Raw genomic sequence first — 22599 nt, 5'->3', positions numbered from 1 at the left:
ATAGTGAAAACCGGGCCACGTTGAAGCAACGAGTCTACGCCTCTTTTATTGCGACAATCGCCGAAACAAGCCGCTTTATCGGGTTAATTATCGCTTTACATCACCATAAATTAAATTAAAACGGCGTTTTAAAACGTTGACGACAACGCTGACAAACGCGAGACTGAAGCAAACGTTAACGACAGGCCTGAAACCATGACGCACATAAACATCGCCATTATGGGTGAATGCATGATTGAGCTATCCGAGAAAGGTGACAACATCAAACGCGGCTTTGGCGGTGACACGCTCAATACCGCTGTTTACCTTGCCCGGCAGGTCGATCAACACACTATCAAGGTGGATTACGTTACGGCGCTGGGGAACGATCCCTTTAGCGCACAAATGATTGCCAGCTGGCAGCAGGAAAACGTCAATACCGGACTGATTCAACGGCTTGAAAACAAAATGCCAGGCCTGTACATGATCCAAACCGATGAAGAGGGCGAACGCTCGTTCTGGTACTGGCGCAGCGATGCGGCGGCCCGATACTGGCTTGATGGCCCTGAGGCAAAAGCGATTTGTCAGCAGCTTGAGCATTACGACTATCTGTATCTCAGCGGTATCAGCCTTGCGATTCTGCCTGATCAGAGCCGTGCAGCACTCATGCAGTTGCTTGCAAACTGCCGCAGGAACGGGGGCAAGGTGATATTTGACAATAATTACCGGCCTCGCTTGTGGAAAGATAACGCCAGTACCCGCCAGGCCTACCAACAAATGCTTGAAAATACGGATATTGCTTTCCTGACGTTAGATGATGAGCATCTGTTATGGGGCAATCAGCCTGTGGAGGATGTCATTGCACGGGCGCGCCAGGCGGACGTGAGCGAGATTGTTATCAAGCGCGGAGCAGAATCCTGTCTGATTGCCGTTGAAGGCCAGCCAGTAACGGAGGTTCCGTCAATCACGCTGGCGAAAGATAAGATAATCGATACTACTGCAGCCGGCGATTCGTTCAGCGCGGGCTATCTGGCACAACGCCTTGTGGGCGCATCTGTTAAAGATGCCGCGCTGCGCGGTCATCTTACGGCCAGCACGGTTATTCAGTTTCGTGGGGCAATTATCCCGCGGGAAGCGATGCCCACGTAATCGCCGCGCATCGCCCAGGAGGGGAAGACCTTAAAAGCCTCATGAAGTGGCCAGGGAACATACTTCCGCGATCCTGGAGGCGATGACTGGGAGACTGGCTGGGCATCCTTCTGGCGATCGGGACAGGCTGGTGATCGATGCAAGCCTATAGCACCGCAGTTCTGGCTCAGCGGCGCCCGGCTTGCCAGTTGCACAACGCGAGCCGCGCAGGAACACATCACTTTCTTTAAAGAAAAACGGGGGAACTATGTCTGCCGTTTCCGTCAGGGCAACATGAAACCCCCTGCATTTAGCTTAAGTCAGTCATCCCGTTTTATTCTTGCGCCATCCCGCCCTCGTCCGTTAATAACCGCTAATCTTAATTATTTTTTATTCCTTTAAAATTATCAGGTTAGCGCAATATCACTGATGCCAGGTATAGTCTGAATCTCGGCGTTTGCGCGGTTTTAAGTTGGACGATTAGGCTAAAAGAAGCCATCTTTTAAACAGCGACAGCAGGATGCTGTTTTCACGGCCGCGAACAAAACAACGACAACATCTCTCGCATCAGGACACAGCTATGAATACAGAAATTATTAATATCTGGCCAAATGGTGATGCGCCCGGTGCCAGCGATTCTCGTGCTCAGCCCCAGATAGTGGATACAGCAAAAGAGTACGAACCCTACGATCGCGTGGCAACCGGCGTGCGCTGCCCGGAAATGGCTATCTGGCACCCCGTGGAATCCAATGGAATTACGTTACTGGTCGCGCCAGGCGGCGGCTATCAACGCATCATGATCGATCGTGAAGGCAGCGCGCTCGCCACCTTTTTTACTTCAATGGGTTATACGCTGGCCGTGATGACCTATCGCCTGCCCTACGACGGGCATCATGAAGGGCCAGATGCACCGCTGGCAGATGCACAGCGCGCCGTTCGCGTACTGCGTGAACGTGCACAGCGTGGGCTGAACGGTAAGTACATCGTCATGATGGGCTTTTCGGCTGGCGGTCACGTTACCGCGAGTCTGGGTACGCGTTTCGCCGAGAAACTCTATCCGGTTCAGGACAGTGCTGAAAACTTGTCACCCCGCCCGGAAGCTATGGTGCTGGTTTATCCGGTCATCAGTATGCGTGACGGTCTGGCCCATGAAGGCGCACGCACCCGCTTATTAGGAGCATGGCCCGATCAGAAAGCCATTGATGCTTACTCTCTTGAAACCCGGGTGCACAATCAGGTACCGCCGACCTTGCTGATCCATGCCGCCGATGATGATGCCGTCCCCGTTAACAACAGCATGGTATTTTTTAGCGCATTACGGGAACACAATGTGCCAGTTGAAGTGCATTTCTACCAGAAGGGCGGGCACGGTTTTGGTATCCGTGGCGTAGCGGATTTGCCCCTCGCCAGTTGGCCGATGTTAGTGACCGAATGGCTCAGGGCAAAAACCTGAGGGATCAGGAAGCCGGAGGCGCTGCGTCACCTGCGGCGCTGCTCTCCGGCTGGCTGGCATCACTGCCGGTCGCCGGTGCAGACGCTGTCGCGGGCGGCGTCATGAGCTTATCCCAGCCCGACTTGAGGCTTTTCACATTGGTTTCGGTTTCGCCTTCCGGCTGAATCAACACCATCATTAATTCCTGGCTGAGTTGCTGACGCAGCTCCTGATTCAGCTGATCGCGCGTTAAGCCAGCAAGGAAATCCTGACGCAGCTTTTGATACTGCTCTGGGGCAATATCCACCACTGAATTACGCTGAGAACGTAAGCGCTGGCTGATCAATACGTCAGTGTCTGTGCGGGCATAGGTCGTGAAAAGCTTATTCAGCTCCAGCAGCTTTTGCGCCATAAGGGCATCAAACTCGTCCTGAGGCAAACCGTTATCGCGAACGGCAGCCAGCTCACGAGCGACCAGATTCATGTTCTGTTCAAGACTGTCATTGCGTGTGTCCATATTGATGGAACACTGCGCGCGCTGGTACAGCACCCGACAGTCAAAGCCAACCTGCACACCTTGTGCTTTCCTGTTGCTCATGGCCCGCTGAACGTGCCAGAACAGGGCTTCACGCGCCAGATCGCCTCGCCAGTAACGCTGTAAGTTCTGCGAATCCCGGATGGGCTGCCACGGTGTATCCCAGACAAGCGACAACCTGTCCTGCGTTAATGCCCCGCTGACCAGATTGACGGGATCGTGCGGTAAAGGCGACAGCGTAGGCATCGCCGCTGGCGTGCTGCGCTTACCTTCCAGCGGTGAGAACGCTTTGTTGATCTGCTCGGAAAGGCTGCGGCTGTCTACGTTACCGACGACATACAGTGTCATCGCATCTGGCGTATACCACTGCTGGTAAAAACTTTTCAGCTGCGCGGTGTCCACCGGCGCGCGCGGTTTTTCAGCCGGGTCATGCGCTAACAATGCCGACCCTTTCAGCCGATAGCGCCACCAGACATCCTGAGTATCCGCCGGCCAGGTTCTTACCGGGTCAGAAGCGGACAAGGCTGTGTCCACCACCTGATTGGTAATGGCCATATCCCCTGCCGTGGCCGCCAGCCAGTTCAAGGCTTCTTTCAATAGCTCAGGACGGTTGTTAGGCAGGCTTAAGTTGTATTGCGTGTAATCATACGAAGAAATAACGGGCGGTAAAGGTCGCTGTGGATCGATACTCTGCTGCCACAAAGCGCGCTGCTGGTTAGTATCCAGCGCCGTGTTATGCACCATCGCCAGACGTGACAGAAGATGGCTGAAACCGGTTTGCTGCGCACTTTCTACCAGTGAGCCGGTGTTTACCACCATACGCAATTCAATGCGATCGCTTGGCCGTTGCGGTGTTGCCAACAGTTGCCAGTTAAATCCGTTATCCAGTCTTCCCTGTTGCCAGGCTGGATCAGGTTGCAGCGTTTCTGCTGGCACACCGTAACTGGTCGCTGCCAGCACTAATCCACCAACCAAAAGCCGAATTCTGGTGCCCTGCATGTGAACCCCTACTCAAACAATTCAAAAATCGTTATCACTGGCACGTTTAGCCGCGTTTATAAGCGGACCGATCATTGCCGATTCGCGCTGCCGATCATTAACAACAGGTTTGACCACAGGAAGACCGGGATGTCACGCAACGAAGTGAAAAACGTTGAAAAAAACAAGTGGGGTTTATTATCCAAATGCCCGCTGTCAGGGCAAGTGACAGCGGGCATTTGAGAGGATTAAATCACATTCAAGCGTTAAATCGCCGATTCTGACGGGTTTTTTGCCTTATTTTTGCCCGCCAGCGTGTCGCCCAGCTGTTTTTTATCCAACTGATCGACCCATTTTGCCACGACCACCGTTGCAACACCGTTACCCACCAGATTGGTCAGCGCACGTGCTTCGGACATAAAGCGGTCAATGCCTAAAATCAGTGCCAGACCTGCAACCGGTAAATGTCCCACTGCCGAAAGCGTCGCCGCCAAGACAATAAAGCCACTGCCCGTTACCCCGGCTGCGCCTTTCGAAGAGAGCAGCAACACGACCAACAGCGTGATTTGATGGAAGATATCCATGTGGGCATTGGTTGCCTGGGCGATAAAGACGGCCGCCATCGTCAGATAGATTGAGGTGCCATCCAGGTTAAAGGAATAACCGGTTGGAATCACCAATCCGACAACGGACTTCTTACAACCCAGCCGTTCCATTTTATCCAGCATACGTGGCAGTGCGGATTCTGATGAGGAGGTTCCCAGCACAATCAGCAGCTCTTCTTTAATGTAGGCAATGAATTTAAAGATGCTGAAGCCACCGAACACGCGCGCAATCAGCCCCAGTACCACCACCACAAACAGAATACAGGTGATATAGAAGCAGATAATGAGCTGCCCAAGCTGTACCAGTGAACCGACGCCATATTTACCGATGGTAAAGGCCATGGCACCAAATGCCCCAATAGGTGCAAGGCGCATGATCATATTGATGATGCCAAAAATAACTTTGGAGAAGCTTTCGATCACGTTGAAAATTAAGGTGCCGGTGTTGCCCAGACGATGCAGCGCAAAACCGAACAGAACGGCAAACAGCAATACTTGCAGGATATTACCGCTGGCGAAGGCACCAATCACGCTGCCCGGAATCACATCCAGTAAGAAGGCAACGATGCCCTGCTGCTCGGCCTGCTGGGCATAAATGGCCACGGCTTTCGCATCCAGCGTCGCGGGATCGACGTTCATGCCCACACCAGGCTGGACGACGTTAACCACGATCAGACCAATCATCAGCGCGATGGTACTGACGATTTCAAAGTAGAGCAGCGCAACCGCACCCGTGCGGCCCACGGCTTTCATGCTTTCCATTCCGGCGATACCGGTCACAACCGTACAGAAAATAACGGGTGCGATGATCATCTTGATCAATTTAACGAAGCCATCCCCTAACGGCTTCATTTGGGTACCTAATTCTGGATAGAAATGGCCCATGAGTACACCAATGGCAATGGCGACCAGAACCTGGAAATAAAGGCTTTTAAATAGTTTCATAAACAGGTATCCACTAACGAATAGGGTAATGTTGTCGGATTTTTTATTGTGACTGGCTGGCAAGGCAGGCCGGACCAGACAGTTGACAGAAAATAACACTCTGTTTACGTGATTAATACAGGGCTGCAAAGTCAGGGGAAATGATACAAGCGTAATTCTGAACTGAAACGCTTCAGCAAGGGGTTTTGTAACTAAAATTCTTGCAAAATCAAGGAATCAGAGGGTTATTCGTGCAGGGGCGGCTTGCCAATCCATTGTTCGTTAAACTGCGCCAGCGGGACGGCCTCAGAATAGAGATAGCCCTGACCAATCGTGATACCACGCGCAAGCAGCCAGTCGCGTTGCTCGCAGGTTTCCACGCCTTCGGCAATCACATCCAGGTCGATAATATCCGCGATGGCAGCAACAATGCGAACCATGGTGTCATCCTCGGGTAAGGCGGCGACAAAGCTGCGATCCATTTTCAGCTTGTTAACAGGTAATGACTTGAACTGATGAAGGTAGTTGAGATTGGAATACCCCATGCCGAAGTCATCAAGCGCGACAGCAACACCGGTTTTTTGCAGCATCCGTAGCAGGGAAATGGCCTGTTCAGCATCGCCGATCTCCGCCGTTTCGGTCATCTCCAGCACCAGCGAGCCTGGCGCGATAGAATGGCGCGCCAACAGCGATTGCAAATGGCTGACGATGCTGGCATCACGTAACTGTACGGCTGAAATGTTGATGCTTAGCGGCACCGTCATGCCATGGCGCTGCCAGCCCGCCAGAATGCGACAGGCTTCTTCAAATACCCAGCGTCCAATAGCAGAAATCACCCCGATTTCTTCGGCACTGGCAATAAACTCCTCGGGTAAACCGTAACTCCCGTCAGCCTGACGCATCCGCAACAGCGCTTCCGCCCCGGCTAAGTTACCGGTCCTCATATCGATCTGTGGTTGCAGGTAGAGGGCAAACTGGTCGTCGTGCAGGCCTTGTAAAATATCGTGTTCCTGGGTCAACCGTTTTTGCGCGCGTTCGGTCAATGCAGCGTCAAAAAACAGGATCTGATTTTTTCCCAGCCGGCGCGCGGACATCATTGCCGAGGTCGCTCTGTCCAGCATCTCAACGGCGCCCGTCGTATCGCGCTCTTCGCTTAGTGCCAGACCGATACTGGCGTTTGGCCGCAGCTGTAGCTGATGCAGGTTTACAGGTTGATTCAGGCGAATCATCAGATTGCGGGCCAGACGCAGGGCGCGGAACGGCGTGTTGGCCGATTTCATCAGCAAGACAAAATCACTGGTGGTGATCTGCGCTAATACGGTGTGGTCATCAAGGGTGCTGCGAATTTTCTCGACCAGCGTCAACATCAGCGTATCGCGCTGCTCATCGCTTAGTACGCCATTCGCTTCCTGTAAGGTCTCAATACGGATGACCATGACACTAAAGGCCTGTCGTCGATAACCGATGAACTGCTCCAGCAACGCCACAAACAGCGCCCGGTTAGGCAGGTCGGTGACGTCAAAATGCGTTGTTAACCGGCTCATCTCGTCATGAATGGACTCCAGTACATGTTGATTGCGGTTGTAACTGCGAATCAACATACCGATTTCGTCGTCGCGGTGATCCGCCGGCAGCGTCAGTTTATGCGTAAGAATCGACTGGGGCGGCAATTCCTGTATTTCACGTGAAATACGCCGCAGTGGATGTACAACCAACCGGTTGATGCACCAGCTAATGGAGACGGAGAGGATCAGCGCCAGCAGCAGATAGGTGACAATCATCGTAGAGAGCGTACTCAGGATAAACTGATAAACACGCGATGAGTTGGCCTGCAGCACCAGATAAGCCAGCGGCTTGGGTAAGCCCGTATGCTCCACCGAATAGAGCGGCAGCGTGATTTGTACCGGCAGCTCAAACAGGCGGGCCACCAGCCTGGGCACCGGTTTTTCGTTTTCAAAATTCGCATGTAGCGCCTGAAAAGCATTGGGCAACACCACATCCGCACGCGACAAAATGCCTGCCGGTTTAAGTGAGTTAAGAATGCGTTCGGCCTGAGGGATATCAGCTTTTAATACGGCATCAGACAGGGGCTGACGCACGGTGTGCGCGATATTTTCCATTTGCTGGGCGTATTCAATCCTGCGCTGCTGCACAAAATGGAACAGTTGAATAACGATAAAAATGCTGATGGTCACCGTCGCAATGAGAGAAACCGTCGCCATCTGTTTTATCGTAAGTGATCGGCTTACGCGCAAAAATTTACTCCCGGCTCGCTAAGAGCGTAGATATCCGTCAAGAAAAGCGCGTCAAGTATATCCTATCGCAGCGTTTTTTTGTGGCTTAAGGCGGCGGAAGCAGAGGATTCAGAAAGGCGGAGACAGCAAAAGCGAAATTTGCCACAGCCGCATCCTTTCAGTGTCGAACAACGAAAGGATGCCGCCATTGCGATTCAGACAGTTATCAATGCTTTTCCTGATAAGCCATCCAGGTCAGTAGCTGCAGGCTGGCAGAAAAGTAGTTCTGCTCAGGCGCCAGTCTGTCACTCAGGTAGCCCGTTTCGTTGAGCACCAGATCGCGCACCGCCAGCAAGCCGCCTTCCAGATGGTAAGGTGCTGCCGTATTGGCCAGGACATCGAACCAGGCCGGCGTATTCATACGACCGTAACCCTGCCAGAGACGCTGGAAAGGGCCCAGCGCCAGGCTTTGTGGATCGTACCACCAGATATTCAGTGGTACGCGGATGGCATCATAACTAAAGCGGTTCGAATAACCGACCGCCGGGGCCACTGAACCGTCCGCATTCAGCGCAACCCAATCCAGTGGAAGATCGCTGTTGCCAAAATGCATCTTACCCAGCAGCGTCATCCCACCATCAATCAGCTTGTTCCAGACCTGTAAATGGCTGCGCTGACCAAACTCCTGCCAGGCGACAAACAAGAAATAAGAGGGATTTAAAACAACATAACTGTTTTTATTGAATCCCTGCGCGCCAGGCATCAGCACGGTGTAACCACCAAAGTCCGCCACATCAAGTTTGACTATCGCACGTTGAATACGATCTGATGCCTGCTGGTAGTCGGCCACATTCCACTTTTGCGCCGCGCGTTGTAATGCCCATGCAATCAGCACATCGCCATCGGAAGCGTTATTTTTATCCGCGATGGGGTCCTGAGCGGTGGGAACATAGCGCCAGTAAAACAGATCGTTTTGCGGATTGCGCAGGGTGGTACGCGTCCATGTCCAGAGCCGATCGAAGGTTGCACGGTCGTTGTAAGCTACCGCCAGCAACATGCCATAACCCTGGCCTTCTGTATGACTGACATTATTATTCGCCGTATCAATAATGCGTCCGTCTGACTGGAGAAAACGGCTCTTATACGTATCCCAGCCATTTGCCATTGCCTGGGCATTGAAAAACATCACCATAAAACAAACCAGAACACCTGACCACACTGGCTTAACTCTCATCAGAGCACCTTATTGATATCGAAAATGCATGGTATTGCCATCGTTCAGTTCCAGCACAACCGGCACTGCTTTGCTGCCGCCCTGCCCCTGAAACCAGCCGGAAAACAATCCCGCCAGTATGGCACCCAATGCCGACTGCCAGTGTGCGGCTGGCTGATTGCTGTCGCCTGCAGGTAATGCATAATGCTTAATTAACACGGCATTTTCCTGCGGCTGTAACTGAACAAATCCCCAGTTAAACCGGGCCAGTTGCAGGTTAAACTCGCGTTCAAGATCCTGCACGGTACGCGATTCAGGTAAAGGATAGCGCGCCGCCAGCGATTCACCCATGCTGTACAGAAAAGCCTCTGCCTGCTCCTGACCGGCGTTGGCAATCATGCCTTCGACCAGTACGCTGACCAGATCAAACCAGCCGGGCTGATGCGGGTGGGTTCCCCCGCCAAATGCTTCACTCATTACTTCTCTCCGAACAGATAACGGAAATAGAGCTGTGCGGTGCTCTCGTTATAATCACCAAAGGTGTCATAACCCAGCTGCCCGCCAATCGTGACATCTTTATCAATTTTGTAATCCGCGCCCGCATGCAGGTTATAACCTACACCGTTTTTGCTGTTGCCGTCATAGAAGGCGCTTTTCACATTGCCGTTGGCAGCCAGCGCTTCCAGCTGCGCCTGGCGGGACGCATCGCCTGGGAAATACGCACTCTTATCCTGGCTGTAGCTCTGATAGCCCGCGGCACCGCCAATATTGACTTTAAGATCGTCAAACGTGCGCGAGAAGTCGATCGGGAAGGAGATGGACGCATAGTCCTGCGGGCTGAAATAGCCGCCCTGACCATAGCTAAAGTAGCTGAGGTTTTTCGAGAAGTTCATCCACGACAAACTCATGCCCACCTTGAGTTCACGATCGTCAGCATAGAAGGGACGGACATAAACACCGGCATTAGCCTGCAGGTTGTTGTTACTGGCCACGTTATTCCCCACGTAGCTGTAAGCCCCTGCCCCGACAAACAGACCGGCATCGCCATTGTCATAACTCAGTAATGCATTGCCACCGTTTTTGGTGACGTTACCCCAACGTTTACCGCTGGATTTATCTGCCGTGCCGACATAAGACAGCAGACTGTCGGTAATCGCACGGCGCTCACCGGTCAGAATCAGCGTCAGGAAATCCGTGAGTTTCGGCGACCATTGCACACCACCCACCAGCGTATTGAGATCCTGGCCCAGCGGCGTGCTGCCGAGATCGACTTTGTAGCTATCGCCCTGGAGTGCCAGATTCAGCTCGACGCCGGATGCGCTTTGCGAGTCTGTCGAGGCATTCGGGACATCATCCACTTTGGCAACACGGGACGCGACCACTTTGCCCTGTTCCAACGCATTCGTACCAAAACGACGCCAGGCATCGCCTGCACCGCTTCCGGCGGTGAGTGAAATCGGTGTCATCATAAAGTTGAACCGCACATCGCCAAACGGCACGGTGGAGAAGGTCAACGGTGCTTTAGCTTCCGTCAATTGACTCAGCCCTGACTCACCGTCACGCCCGCGGACCTGTACCGCGCCCTGCGCCCAGGTGCCGGTTTTCTCCTGCAGGGTCTCCATCATGGTGTCAATGTCGTGCAACGTCTGTGCCTGCTGCGAAGGAACCGTGTTGGCACGGGCAACGGCGACATCCTGCGATCCCTCTGCCGAGACCGGGGCAACCTGCCACGGCAGCACGGTGCCATAACTGGACGGCGTGTGTCCAACAGGGGAGGTGCTGCGGTCAATAAAGGGATTGTCGGCCAGCGCCAGTCCACCAATGGTAGGTGTTGCGCCAGCCTGTGCGCCTTGCAGACCAATAATCTGCCCGCGTGCAGCGCGCAAATAACGCATGGCTTGCGTATGTTCGCCATTGGCCTCGGCGACCTGAGCCAGCAGCAACTGACGTTGTGGTGTCTGGCTCTGTGTAAGGCCACGGGTCAGTTCATTGGCACGCTGCACGTTGTTTTGTGCCAGGGCGACATTGATGGCCCCAACGCGCGCGTCCTGGGAGGGCGTATCCTGCGTCATCAGGTAATCGTAAACCACGCCCGCGTCTTTGTTCATTTTGCCGTCCTGGTAGAGACGGGCCATGGCAAACATCAAATCACGGTTTTGCGGATCGCGCTGCAGTGCACCAACCAGCTTATCGTAGGCAGCGGCATACTGTTTCTGCTGTCGTAGCCGATCAACATCGTTAATCAGATAGCCTTCGCGTATATCTGCCAGCTGTTTTGGTGTGCTGCGTGCCTGCAGTTCTGGCAAGCTGAGAAAACGCTGTGCCTCATTGTCCAGTCCGGCCTGATTCAGTACGGCTACCTGAGTAGCATAATCACCAACATTACCCTGAACACCGCGCTGCATATTACCGCGCACCACGGCCACCGCCGTGGTGATATCGCCCGCTTTCGCCAGCTTCTGCGCCAGGTTTCCGGCATCAACCGGGTTATCTGGCGGATTCACCGCCAGCGCTTTTAACGTGTTTGCCGCCGCCGCATTCGATCCTTGTGCCAGATACTGATCGGCCGTCGCCATCTGCAGATTGAAATTCACACGCTGGGCCAGCTCCCGCATATCACGGGTTTGGGCGCTGGCAGGGATCTGCGCCAGCAGCGAACTTGCCTGCTGCCAGGCACCGCTTTCACTGGCGTTAATCGCGCCCGCATAGCGTTCTGTGATGCTGGCACCACTGCGCATGACCGGCTGCATGACGCCCGCAGCCAGCATGGTATTCCCTTGCTGGCGGTAAAGACGCGCCAGGTCGAGACGCAACCAGCCGTCCTGCGGATAACGTTGAATGCCCTGCTGCAGTGTTGCAATAGCGGCACTGATATTACCTGCCGCAACCTGACGTTTCGCCTGCTGGCGAATCGGGTCAACGCTGCTGCCTCGCGGTGCCACACTTTGCCTGACGCTTTCGGGCAGCGAAGCCAGTAACGTATTGGCTTCAGCGCTGCGGTTCTGCTGGCGCAGTACATAGAACAACCCTTCGCGCGCGCTGCGGTTATCGGGATCGTTTTTCAGTATCGCGCGATAAGCCTGCTCCGCCTGGTCGGGTTGATTACTGCGGCGCAAAATGTCGGCGCGGAATAAGCCCGCCGCCACGCCCTTCTCGCCTTCTGCATGCGTAAGCGGTTCGCTGATCGCCAGTGCCTGTGCACTGTCGCCATTTTTCAATGCTTGCTGGGCGCTGGCTAACTGTGCATAAAAACGGGCATCGGCTGCCTGCTTCTGGCGATCGGCGCTTTGATCGCCGCCCAGTTGCGCCGCACGCTCCAGATAATCCGCTGCGTCCTGGTAACGGCCTTCTCGTTGTGCCACATATCCCATTCCGGCAAGCGCATCCGCGTCCTGTGGGTTGGCCTGTAACACCTTTCCAAAATTGCTTTGCGCGCTGTTCACGTCGCCGCTGTTTAGCGCGCTAAAACCTGCGCCTTTTTCTGCCCCTCCCACGTTTTTACGGTAATAGTCCATTACCGCATTATCCTGGGGGTGCCGCTGCTGCCAGGTCTGATAGAGCGGCGCGTCCGACGTCTGCGGGCCGAGCCACAACAGCGCCTGACGAAGAGAACGATCGGCATCCTGATTGCCGCTTGCCAGCGTACTGAGCAAGTCAATGCCTTCACGCCGGGTAGCGTCCTGATAAGTCAGCGCCTTACCCAACGCCAGTTTGGCACCCGTATCCTGCGGATGCTGCGCTGAAAAAGCACGTAACGCTTCAATAGCCTGCGGCAGCAGCGTGCGGTCACCGGCCATGGTGAGGTAATATTCGGCGGCAACGCTGGGTGGCGGTTCATTGCCGCTGAACGTATTACGCCAGGTCTGTAAGGCAGCCGCGATATTCCCGCTTCTTGCCTGCTGGCGAGCCAAAGAGAGCTGCGCCTGAGGAATGGTCTGCAACTGACGGGCATTATCCAGTTCAGACAGGTGCGGATCGTCAGGCGAAACCTGACTCAGACGCGTGCGATACTGCATCGCCCCTGCGCTGTCACCGCTTTGCTGTGAATAGAGCGCCAGCAGATAAAGCGCCTGGCTATTGTTCGGCTCAACCATTAACACTTTTTGCAGCGACGCTTTTGCCAGATCGTCATGGGCTTTTTGATGCCAGTAAGCCGCCTGATCAAAGAGCGCCTGTAACGCTGGATTGCTGCTCTCCGCCGCCTGCAGCGGCAGAGACAGTGAGAGCGCGCTACCCAGTAACAACGCACGACAGATACCGGCACTGATTTGGTTTTTATTCATTATTATGGCCCTTACTTCTTACCGGCATCGCGATCGTGTTTTGGCTGTAGTCGCCGCGAAGCATGTCGTTTCAGCATAACCCACGCAGCACTCCCTACGACGGCGGAAAGCAACAGCGCCGTCAGCGCCATCAATACCGAGTGCTGGTTGGCATACCACACCACCATCATGTACCACGGCATTTCACCGCTGGGGAACTGCGGACCTACCCGGAAGCTCCGGATACCGTTCTCATCAGTCATAATCGCGGTATCACCCCGCACCGCGGCGTTGATGCGGGCGGAGCCCAAATCATCATGCAGGCGCAGCAGTTGATCATCGCTAGTCGCCACTGCCATCACCACCAGGCGATCCGGATTCCACATTGAGCGATAGCTTAAAAAGCCACGCCAGGACTCATTCGAAGAGAAATAGCGATCGGCATCCAGCGGTTGACGATTCCAGTCACCCATCAGCCAGCTGCGTAACTTTTCGAGCGTCGTGGGTTCTTTAACCCCTATCGCACTGCCGCTGGCGTCATAGGGTGAATTTGCCAGCATTGCCTGGTTAAACGCGCTGTTGCCTGTGGTACTCACTGCCAGTAAGTCGCTTTGCTGAACGCGGGCCAGATTATTGCCCCCATTTGGCAAGCCAAAGAGTACCTGGTTTTGTGCCAGCGCCACGCCCGTGGCATTGCCAGCCCTGGCGGACAGATTTAATAGTGTTGATATCTCCGCATCACTGGGATTCGCAGGCAGGAGCAGCGTGGTCTGTGAAAAGTCAGCAAGTCGGGAAAACGGAAAGGAGGCACCGACAAAGTATGAGAGATTCGGCAACATACTGAAGTGCCGCGTATGGCTTAAATCAATCCATGAGTCGTCTTCAATACGGCTTTTGATGTTGTTATTCAACAATACACCGCAGGGCGCATCGGCTTTTGGCTTGATGTTGAAATAGAGCGCCAGCTGGTTGTCGCCATAAATCAGATAGGGATCAAGGTTGATTTGATAGTGCTCCTGACGCGCATCACCGCCTAAGCGGTGCCACGCGCTCTCCAGCAATCCCACTTTATTGACCGTCAGATTACGCAGGAAAGTGCCGTTTAACGTAACGTTAAGCAGCGAGTTTTTCTCGTCAATCCAGTTTTCTGACGGAAAACGGTAGTGCAGATACAGCGGAACCGAATCGCCATCCCACAGGAACAGGTCGGGTGCTGCCCGGAAATTTACCCGCATCGCATCGTGCCAGATACCGGTCGCCGTAAGGCTTTGATCTTTCCGCAGCAGCTCACTCAGTCGTACCGGATGCGCCGTGTTGATCCAGTGCGGTGCATCGTAAGGCGTACGGCTGGCTATGGATTGCGGTTTGACCTGCAAGCTGTTGCCGTCAGTGGTAAGAGGCTGGATGGTCAGACGATTGGCGGCCTGGCGCAGCTGACTTTCATCCTCACCACTGACCAGCAAGAGCTTATAAACCGGATTACCCGGGTTATCAACCATTTGCAAAGATGGGCCACTGCTGGCAGGAAAGGTTAACGTGCCAATCTTGTCACCGGGGTGACCAAACAGAATGCCGTTTTTTTCCGGCAGATTACCGCGCACCACAGGGAAATTAATGCCACGGTAATCACTCTGGATGCCCAGCCAGGAGGCCACCAGCACCGCCGCCGTCACCGCATCTGGCGCGACATTGCTGGTAAAGCCAAACGTCACCTCCGCTGCGGTCATACGCTGCGGATCGACAAATGGCCGCGGGAAATTACGCAGGCTGGTACCAATGTTTAACTGCTGGCCCTCAAGGCTCAACATTGTTTTAGGCAGAATGGTTACCTGATACTGCTCTGCACTGTCTTTTTCACACAGCAGCTTATCGGCGTCGTTAATTTTAAAGCTCAAATTGTTGTTAGACACAATCATCGCCGCCGGAATATCCAGCTGATAATCGCTTTCATCACTGTCACCCGACCCCAGGGGGAGCGTGCCAAGCGGTTGTCCGTTTAACATCAACTGCAGTGAGGTGTTGCGCGCAGCCAGCGCCTGAGAGACGCGCAGTGACAGGTTAAGACGGGCGTTGGTCACCACCTCATCGCTTGGCAGCGTAAAAATAATGCCTGACTGCAGCTGACCGCCGGTCAGCGTAATGCCCTGGCGCTGTCCCATCTGTGCCACGTTCAGCGTGCTGCTCACCGGTTGGTTGAGCATGCTGCTGGCGAAGGATGTCGTGCCGACAGCGGTAACGGCCTCGCCTGGCCTGTAAGGCGTGGCGCCAGCGGCGGCCTCCAGACCCGGTTCCGCATTATCGAGACCGGCTGGCGGTGGAACATGTGATAACGCGCTGCTGTCCTGGGTAACGGGCGAACGGCTACTGTCGGACGATGTCTCTACGGAGGCGGGTGCCCCTTCGCCGTTCGGTTTTGGCGTATCCGAGGCGGTTGCGCCCGAAGTCACTTCATTAACGGGCGCGGTGCTACTGGCGGGTGCCGTACTGTTCTCAGTCAAACCCGAACTGCCAACCGGTGCCGCCGGGTTACCTGTCGTACCGTCAGTGTGGCGAGTCAGAGCAGGATCGCTGCCCGGTGCCGCGCTGTTATTCGGCGCAGCACTGCTGTTCGGGGCGGCACTGTTATTCGGCGCATCACTGCTATTCGGTGCAGCACTATTATTCGGTACGGCACTGTTAATCGGCGCAGCACTGCTATTCGGTGCGGCACTGTTAATCGGCGCATCACTGCTATTCGGTGCGGCACTGTTATTCGGCGCAGCACTGCTATTCGGTGCCGCGCTTTTATTCGGCACTACGCTGCTCTCTGGAAGAGGCGTTTCAGCCGAGGCCGGCATGACCCACAGCACAGCCGACAGAGAACCCGCCAGCATCGACTGTATCAAGATCCTCATACTGCGCTGTCCTCTTTCGCCGCAACGTCCGGGCCGCTCTTACGTTTCTCACGACGATCTATCCAGGTCAGCCAGAACAGTTCGAAAACCGTACGAATGATGGTTCCCAGAGAAGTTAACGGGTTGTCTTGCTTATATTCAGGCTGGATCCATGCATCAGCACGTGCCAGCACCACACGGACCAGTTCACGGCGACGCGCCAGCGGCATCGCGCCAAAGCTCAGACGAATGCTTTCTTCATCGCCCGAGATTTTAGTCGCCGGGATAGTAATGGTGCCTGACTTCAGTAACAGATCGATCTCTTCAATCGTATCCTGCTCATGACGGTTATCCGGTGCATCCAGATTCGCACCGCCCATCGACAGGTCGCTGGTCATGGTGCGGGATGAGATACCGCTGGCGTAATGGATAATGGCCGGAATCTGCACTTCAATACGAATCGTTTTTCGTACCTGCTTGGTTTCGCGTGCCACGGCAATCGCCGCCATTAAAATGATTAAGCTGAAGACAGCCCAGCCTACATTGAGCGCAATCACGTAGGGGTCAACGCCAAAATAGTCATGCATCGTGGCACGTACAACGCCCGCGACAATGCCAATGCTAAGCAGAATGGCGACAATCACGTGTGGACGTACGATATGGAAATCGAAGAAGCCCTGATCCAGCACCCCGCCCTTATCCGTCACGTTAAATTTCCCATGTTTCGGTGAAAGCAACGTGATAAGCGTCGGGATGACAAGATGGAAGCACATCACCGTTTCATAAATTTCGCCCCAGAAGGTGTAGCGGAAACGGCCATTCATGCGTGAGTTAACGTACAGAGACAGCACCAGATGCGGCAAAACGTAGGCGAAAATCAGCGACGCCGACGAATGGATGATATTCAGATTAAACAACAGATAGGCCAGCGGTGCCGTCAGGAAGGCCACACGTGGCAGACCGAACTGGAAATGCAACATGGCATTCAGGTAACACAGCCGCTGCTGCCATTTTAAGCCTCGTCCCAACAATGGGTTATCCACGCGAAAAATCTGCGTCATACCGCGTGCCCAGCGGGTGCGTTGAATCACATGCAGCCCCAGGCGCTCTGTGGCCAGCCCCGCAGCCAGCGGAATCGCCAGAAACGCCGAGCCCCAGCCCAGACGCTGCATTTTCAGCGCAGTGTGCGCATCTTCGGTGACCGTTTCTACAGCGAAACCACCGATCTCTTCCAGCGCTGAACGACGAATCACGGCACAGGAACCACAGAAGAAAGTCGCATTCCAGTTGTCGTTGCCCTGCTGAACCGGGCCATAAAACAGCGATCCCTCATTCGGAATACTGCGAGCCGCACGCAGATTGCGCTCAAAAGGGTCGGGAGAATAAAAGTAGTGCGGCGTCTGCAACAGAGCCAGCTTAGGATCGGTCAGAAACGGGCCAACCGTGGCCTGCAGGAAAGTGCGGGTCGCGACGTGGTCACAGTCAAACACGCAGATCAGCTCACCTTTGGTGATCTTCATCGCGTGATTAAGATTACCGGCTTTAGCATGGCTGTTATCGTCACGCGTGATATAACCCACGCCGACATCGGCAGCGAAAACGGCAAATTCTCTGCGTTTACCGTCATCAAGCAGGTAAACCTTTATTTTATCGCGTGGATAGTCGATGCACTGAGCCGCCAGCACCGTATCACGCACGACGTCGAGGCTTTCGTTATAGGTCGGAACATAGACATCAACCGTCGGCCATAAGCTGGTGTCTTCCGGCAAGGGTTCAATAGTACGTTTTAAGGGCCATGTGGTTTGCAGGAAACCCAGGATTAAAATCAGCCAGACGTACAGCTCGGCAATATATAAGCCGATGCCAAGAATCGCTTCGATTTCCGAATTAAAATACAGGGTTTCAGTCGTTCGCCACCATATATACCGGGATGACATCAGGGCGGACAGAATAACCATTACCACCGTTATTTTACGGCTTTTGCTTACCCCTAACAAAAACACCATACCAATGCTGATCAAGCCAAAAATATACTGCTTTTGGCTATCCATCGGCGTGATAATGATCACCGCGGCAACAGGTGCAAGCACCAGCAGCAGCAGGTAAAACCCGATTTTACTCATGTCCCACCCTGAAAAGAGCTGTTTTTTTAAACCTGGCAAGCCAGGTCATTACATTTAGTAGTTGCTGGTGTGAATCTGAGCCTGAACTTCGCCATTACCTACAGTGATATTCAGCGTACTGGCGACACGTTTGGCGATCAGTTCAATATCAAAGGCAGCGGCGGATGAAGGGCTAAAATCATAAACAGACTGCTGTGATGCATTGGCTTCGCCCACGCTTTCATCGCGATGAATCTGGCCCAAAAGATTATCGCCGAGACGTTGCTGAATAAAAGCGGTCACATCACGATTAATATTTCGACGATTGTCACACTGATTCAGAACAAAATAATGCCCATGTTTACTATTCAGCGGCTGACCAATCAGGCGATTTTCCTCAATATGGGGCAATAACGACACTGAGGCGGTATCGGCTAACATCACCACCAAATGCATATCGGCTAATGCCTTGATTGCTTTAAGCGCTGGCCCGGGGCCCGGAGGAAAATCCGCAACCATGACCAGACCCGGATAGTTCAGTAAGGTGTCGAGACCTCGCTTGATAAAGTGAGGATCTTTCGCCAGGTTCTCTTCAAACCGTTCACGCTGGGATTCAGTGACATTGCCATAGGGGAGAACAAAAATATTCCCGCCGGTGGTCAGAATAGACTGGCTCCAGTCCGCCTGTTCCTCAGAACGTGCAACAAAGCCCCGCCCATCATGCAGCGGCACGCCAAAATGGAGGCGCAATGCATTCTGTACATCAAAATCGATTGCCAACACTTTGCTACCCGAGCGGGCCAGACTCCAGGCCAGATTGGCTGCCAACGTAGTTTTCCCCACCCCACCTTTGGGCGAGCACACACAAACTAACGGCATAAGGCAATCTTCTCCAGTAGCGGTTTTAATAACGTTTCTTTCGGTAAATTTTCTGATCCACTGTTGCGCGCGCGGAACAGTCCGCTAAAGCGGCCATTGTCCGTCTCGGCAGGCGCGTCACGATTCGGCTGCGCCGTGACAGGCGGTGTCGGTATTGCGTTCTCCTGTACGGGAGAAGCCTCTGCTGTTTTCTGCACCTCTGCAGAGACGGATTGCGCTGTGGGTGCCGGGAACAGAGATGAAGTGGAGGAGGTTGAAACGGGCACCACCACTTCAACATGAGGTTCATTGCCGTTCAGGCTGCTCATGATGGAGCTGGAAGACGCCGCTGCGGGCTTGGTCACATTCGGAGATAACGCGGCCACAGCAGTCGTGCTGAATTCATCACCCTGAATCGGTTGTGGCTGTGGCAGATCAATGCGTTGGCCACCACTGAAAGGCATTTGCGTCTCTTCACACGCCAGTTGACGAATGAGAGACCATTTACTTTTATCCGCCGCTTCCTGCGATTGGCCTGACATATCCTGAAAGGCGATGTCGAGCGTTTTTGTCTTTTCCTTAAAACGCTGTAAGTCGTCGTAATTTTTCATAGACCATGGCCTACAACAGAGGGAGGATTTTTCCAGGAATATATCATAATAATTTAAACACAGTGAGATAATTCTGATTACAAAACCGACATATTCAATAAGAAAGCTTAATGCTAATAGCCATTCTTTAGCAATAAATGAGTACCTTTTCACATATATCACTAAAAATTGTTGAGACAACTTTAAGTTAAATATCATCACAAATGATTAACATCTTAGCGATCGCTAACATCAGGATAGCTGCTGTTACAACCTTTTGTATTTACTGGTAAAAAAAAACCTCATTCGCTTTCGGGTTTTACAGGCCTTTTTGTGCCCGTCTGGAGAGACTTTTACGTTATCGAATTATGGTTGGTAAAGTATTACTGTGCTAATTATCACCGGATAAAAACCGTTCAATGTTGAAAACGTTGCCTTTTACGCCTTTTCGGAACAGTGACTTTTTTTCTTCCATCAGAAAATTAAAAAAATTGAGAGGTTATTCTCTCGTAAATGAATGGAACTCAAAGTCTGAAAAAGCACAGAGAAAAACGCTGTTTGTTTGACCATTTAATCCAACCCGCTTCATCTCCATTCTGGACAGTGAGGCTAATGATTCGGCTTGTCGCAAAGGTTGCGTTAACGCAGCGCGCCAGGCATGACCCCATTCGAATACGTCACAGGGTGTTTTTCACTGGATGAGCTGTCGCATTGAACAAAACACCAGGCATTATCGGGGCGCTTACAGACAGGCGGGGCTGAAGGGGAAGGCCCGTAATGTTATCGGGCCGGGTAATACGATGAAAGCGTAGCTGTAACCTGTCATCTTGATGGCGGAATCCTGGCCGTTTCTACCCGCAAGGATTCCGCCCGCCAGTATGTTAAGGCTGACTGGCAGTTTCACCTGATTCAATCAACTGGTTTTCATCCTGATCAACTGCGAAGCAGGCGATCTGCTGATCACCGTACTGCTTGAGCTTAGGCTGCAGCTGAACGCAGGTGCCAAAGCGACGCCGGCAGCGCGCGTTAAATGCGCAGCCCGGAGGCGGATTGAGCGGGCTGGGCAGTTCGCCGGTCAGCTTGATACGTTCGCGGCGCTCGTCAGGATTGAGCCGCGGCGTGGCAGAGAGAAGCGCTTGTGTGTAAGGATGGCGCGGATTGGCAAAAATCGCCTCTTTGCTGCCCTTTTCAACACAACGACCCAGATACATCACCATCACTTCATCGGCAATATGCTCTACCACGGAAAGATCATGAGAGATGAAAACATAGGACAGCCCCATCTCTTGCTGTAGATCCATCATCAGGTTAAGCACTTGTGCACGTACCGACACGTCCAGTGCCGAAACCGGCTCATCGGCAATCAGCACGTCTGGCTCAAGCATCAGGCCACGGGCAATCGCAATACGCTGACGTTGACCACCCGAAAACATATGCGGATAACGATCGTAATGCTCAGTTTTCAGCCCCACTTTGGCCATCATCTCCAGCGTTTTTTCGCGACGTTCCGCTTTGCTGAGTGAGGTATTAATCACCAGAGGTTCTTCCAGGATCTGACTGACTTTTTTGCGCGGATTCAGCGAGCCGTACGGATTCTGAAACACGATCTGAATTTTCTGCCGACGCAGCTTCTGCGCCTGAGGATCGTGTTTTAACAAATCCTGGCCGTGCCAATAGAGCTGCCCTTCTGTCGGTGTTTCTATCATGGTCAGTAAACGGCCCAGCGTAGACTTGCCACAACCCGACTCACCGACAACCGCCAGGGTTTTACCGCGTTCCAGATTAAAAGAGACGCCATCCAGCGCTTTTACCAGCCGCTCCTGACCAAACAATCCTTTCTTCACCGGATAGTGTTTTTTCAGGTCGATGGCCTGTAGCAGATACTCGTGCTTAGTATTATCAGGACTCATAAGTTGGTCTCCCGGCATCGTCCAGCGGATAGTGACATTTGGACTGACGTCCCGGAATCGTCCGCAGTTCAGGTTCTTCTTTACGGCAACGATCGTTGGCATAAGGACAGCGTGGATTAAGCAGGCAGCCTAACGGACGATCGTATTTTCCAGGCACAACACCGGGTAAGGAGGCCAGCCGCGCTTTATCCGCCGCGAATTCCGGCAACGCCCGGAGCAGAGCCTGCGTATAAGGATGACGTGGTGCTTTAAAAATGTCGGTCGCTTTGCCGCTCTCCACAACCTGTCCGGCGTACATCACAATAATGTGATGTGCGGCTTCTGCCACCAGCGCCAGATCGTGCGTGATCAGGATCAGCGCCATGTTTTCCTGCTGTTGCAGATCCAGCAACAGCTCAATGATCTGCGCCTGAATCGTTACGTCCAGCGCGGTGGTGGGCTCATCAGCAATCAGCAGCTTTGGACGACAGGCAATCGCCATCGCAATCATTACGCGCTGGCTCATCCCGCCTGAGAGCTGGTGAGGATAAACATCCAGACGCGAGGCAGGATCGGGAATGCCCACTTGATCCAGTAAGTCGATTGCCCGCTGACGGCGGGTACTTTTATTACCGCCCTGGTGCACCTTAATGGCTTCCATAATCTGATAGCCCACGGTGTAGCACGGGTTCAGGCTGGTCATCGGGTCCTGAAAAATCATCGCGACTTCAGCGCCCACTAACTGGCGACGCTCTTTTTCAGAAATACGCTGCAAATCCCGTTGATTGAATTCGAGTTTTTCTGCCATCACTTTGCCGGGAAAATCAATCAATCCCATGATAGCCAGAGAACTGACGGATTTACCCGAGCCAGACTCGCCGACAATGCCCACGACCTGGCCCTGCTCAACCTGATAACTGATGCGATCGACTGCCCGGAACGGTGCCTTCTCGTCGCCGAAATGCACCGACAATTTGTCTATATTTAATAACGCCAT

Annotated in this window: 14 protein-coding genes; 2 read left to right on the top strand and 12 right to left on the bottom strand. The window is 53.5% G+C overall.

The genetic code is table 11. The annotated features are described in order from the left end of the window. The first annotated feature begins 195 nt into the window (after positions 1-195). Complete coding sequence (locus NR177_RS12555) at positions 196-1128, top strand: sugar kinase (RefSeq protein WP_256852996.1); 933 nt, start codon at positions 196-198, stop codon at positions 1126-1128. Positions 1129-1687: 559 nt separating this feature from the next. Then, positions 1688-2560, top strand: a complete 873-nt coding sequence (locus tag NR177_RS12550) for an alpha/beta hydrolase (RefSeq protein WP_256852995.1) — start codon at positions 1688-1690, stop codon at positions 2558-2560. A 4-nt stretch (positions 2561-2564) separates the two neighbouring features. Here the strand turns inward: NR177_RS12550 and NR177_RS12545 are convergent, their stop codons facing one another. The 12 genes from NR177_RS12545 to dppD form a co-directional block, all read right to left on the bottom strand. Then, on the bottom strand, positions 2565-4073 hold the full coding sequence (locus NR177_RS12545) for a pitrilysin family protein (RefSeq protein WP_256852994.1): 1509 nt from the start codon (positions 4071-4073) through the stop codon (positions 2565-2567). Positions 4074-4318: 245 nt separating this feature from the next. Further along, entirely contained in the window at positions 4319-5608 is a 1290-nt protein-coding gene (locus tag NR177_RS12540) for a dicarboxylate/amino acid:cation symporter (protein WP_172823917.1), read from the bottom strand. Between the two features lie 218 nt (positions 5609-5826). Then, entirely contained in the window at positions 5827-7836 is a 2010-nt protein-coding gene (hmsP, locus tag NR177_RS12535; RefSeq protein WP_109717906.1) for a biofilm formation regulator HmsP, read from the bottom strand. Between the two features lie 205 nt (positions 7837-8041). Further along, complete coding sequence (locus NR177_RS12530) at positions 8042-9049, bottom strand: glycosyl hydrolase family 8 (protein ID WP_256852993.1); 1008 nt, start codon at positions 9047-9049, stop codon at positions 8042-8044. A 9-nt stretch (positions 9050-9058) separates the two neighbouring features. After that, positions 9059-9505: a cellulose biosynthesis protein BcsD gene (gene bcsD / locus NR177_RS12525; RefSeq protein ID WP_063877868.1), complete on the bottom strand. Its 447-nt coding sequence runs from the start codon at positions 9503-9505 to the stop codon at positions 9059-9061. Next, on the bottom strand, positions 9505-13311 hold the full coding sequence (locus NR177_RS12520) for a cellulose biosynthesis protein BcsC (protein ID WP_256852992.1): 3807 nt from the start codon (positions 13309-13311) through the stop codon (positions 9505-9507). The genes bcsD and NR177_RS12520 overlap by 1 nt, the downstream gene beginning before the upstream one ends. A gap of 11 nt (positions 13312-13322) precedes the next feature. Then, a complete protein-coding gene (bcsB, locus tag NR177_RS12515) occupies positions 13323-16184 on the bottom strand; it encodes a cellulose biosynthesis cyclic di-GMP-binding regulatory protein BcsB (RefSeq protein WP_256852991.1) in 2862 nt (953 codons plus the stop codon). Beyond that, positions 16181-18286 (bottom strand): UDP-forming cellulose synthase catalytic subunit, encoded by a 2106-nt coding sequence (gene bcsA / locus NR177_RS12510; RefSeq protein WP_063877864.1) that lies wholly within the window; start codon positions 18284-18286, stop codon positions 16181-16183. The genes bcsB and bcsA overlap by 4 nt, the downstream gene beginning before the upstream one ends. 54 nt (positions 18287-18340) lie before the next feature. Next, positions 18341-19144 (bottom strand): cellulose biosynthesis protein BcsQ, encoded by an 804-nt coding sequence (gene bcsQ, locus NR177_RS12505; protein ID WP_063877863.1) that lies wholly within the window; start codon positions 19142-19144, stop codon positions 18341-18343. Beyond that, the gene (gene bcsO / locus NR177_RS12500; RefSeq protein WP_145394598.1) at positions 19135-19734 is read right to left on the bottom strand and encodes a cellulose biosynthesis protein BcsO; all 600 of its coding nucleotides are present in this window, start codon (positions 19732-19734) and stop codon (positions 19135-19137) included. Before bcsO ends, bcsQ begins: the two co-directional genes overlap by 10 nt. Positions 19735-20594: 860 nt before the next feature. Then, positions 20595-21623, bottom strand: a complete 1029-nt coding sequence (gene dppF, locus NR177_RS12495) for a dipeptide ABC transporter ATP-binding subunit DppF (RefSeq protein WP_096012917.1) — start codon at positions 21621-21623, stop codon at positions 20595-20597. Beyond that, the gene (dppD, locus tag NR177_RS12490; protein WP_063877859.1) at positions 21613-22599 is read right to left on the bottom strand and encodes a dipeptide ABC transporter ATP-binding protein; all 987 of its coding nucleotides are present in this window, start codon (positions 22597-22599) and stop codon (positions 21613-21615) included. Before dppD ends, dppF begins: the two co-directional genes overlap by 11 nt.

The organism is Pantoea sp. Fr+CA_20 (genome assembly GCF_024520835.1).
Classification (GTDB): Bacteria; Pseudomonadota; Gammaproteobacteria; order Enterobacterales; family Enterobacteriaceae; genus Pantoea; species Pantoea allii.
Note: the sequence above shows the minus strand (reverse complement) of the source record. Positions and strands in the feature narration are given on the sequence as shown.

What these genes read in the sequence shown, in the direction of transcription:
- NR177_RS12555 (WP_256852996.1), top strand. Translation starts at nt 196, where the DNA reads ATGACGCACATAAACATCGCCATTATGGGTGAATGCATGATTGAGCTA.
- NR177_RS12550 (WP_256852995.1), top strand. Translation starts at nt 1,688, where the DNA reads ATGAATACAGAAATTATTAATATCTGGCCAAATGGTGATGCGCCCGGT.
- NR177_RS12545 (WP_256852994.1), bottom strand. Translation starts at nt 4,073, where the DNA reads ATGCAGGGCACCAGAATTCGGCTTTTGGTTGGTGGATTAGTGCTGGCA.
- NR177_RS12530 (WP_256852993.1), bottom strand. Translation starts at nt 9,049, where the DNA reads ATGAGAGTTAAGCCAGTGTGGTCAGGTGTTCTGGTTTGTTTTATGGTG.
- bcsD (WP_063877868.1), bottom strand. Translation starts at nt 9,505, where the DNA reads ATGAGTGAAGCATTTGGCGGGGGAACCCACCCGCATCAGCCCGGCTGG.
- NR177_RS12520 (WP_256852992.1), bottom strand. Translation starts at nt 13,311, where the DNA reads ATGAATAAAAACCAAATCAGTGCCGGTATCTGTCGTGCGTTGTTACTG.
- bcsB (WP_256852991.1), bottom strand. Translation starts at nt 16,184, where the DNA reads ATGAGGATCTTGATACAGTCGATGCTGGCGGGTTCTCTGTCGGCTGTG.
- bcsA (WP_063877864.1), bottom strand. Translation starts at nt 18,286, where the DNA reads ATGAGTAAAATCGGGTTTTACCTGCTGCTGCTGGTGCTTGCACCTGTT.
- bcsQ (WP_063877863.1), bottom strand. Translation starts at nt 19,144, where the DNA reads ATGCCGTTAGTTTGTGTGTGCTCGCCCAAAGGTGGGGTGGGGAAAACT.
- bcsO (WP_145394598.1), bottom strand. Translation starts at nt 19,734, where the DNA reads ATGAAAAATTACGACGACTTACAGCGTTTTAAGGAAAAGACAAAAACG.
- dppF (WP_096012917.1), bottom strand. Translation starts at nt 21,623, where the DNA reads ATGAGTCCTGATAATACTAAGCACGAGTATCTGCTACAGGCCATCGAC.
- dppD (WP_063877859.1), bottom strand. Translation starts at nt 22,599, where the DNA reads ATGGCGTTATTAAATATAGACAAATTGTCGGTGCATTTCGGCGACGAG.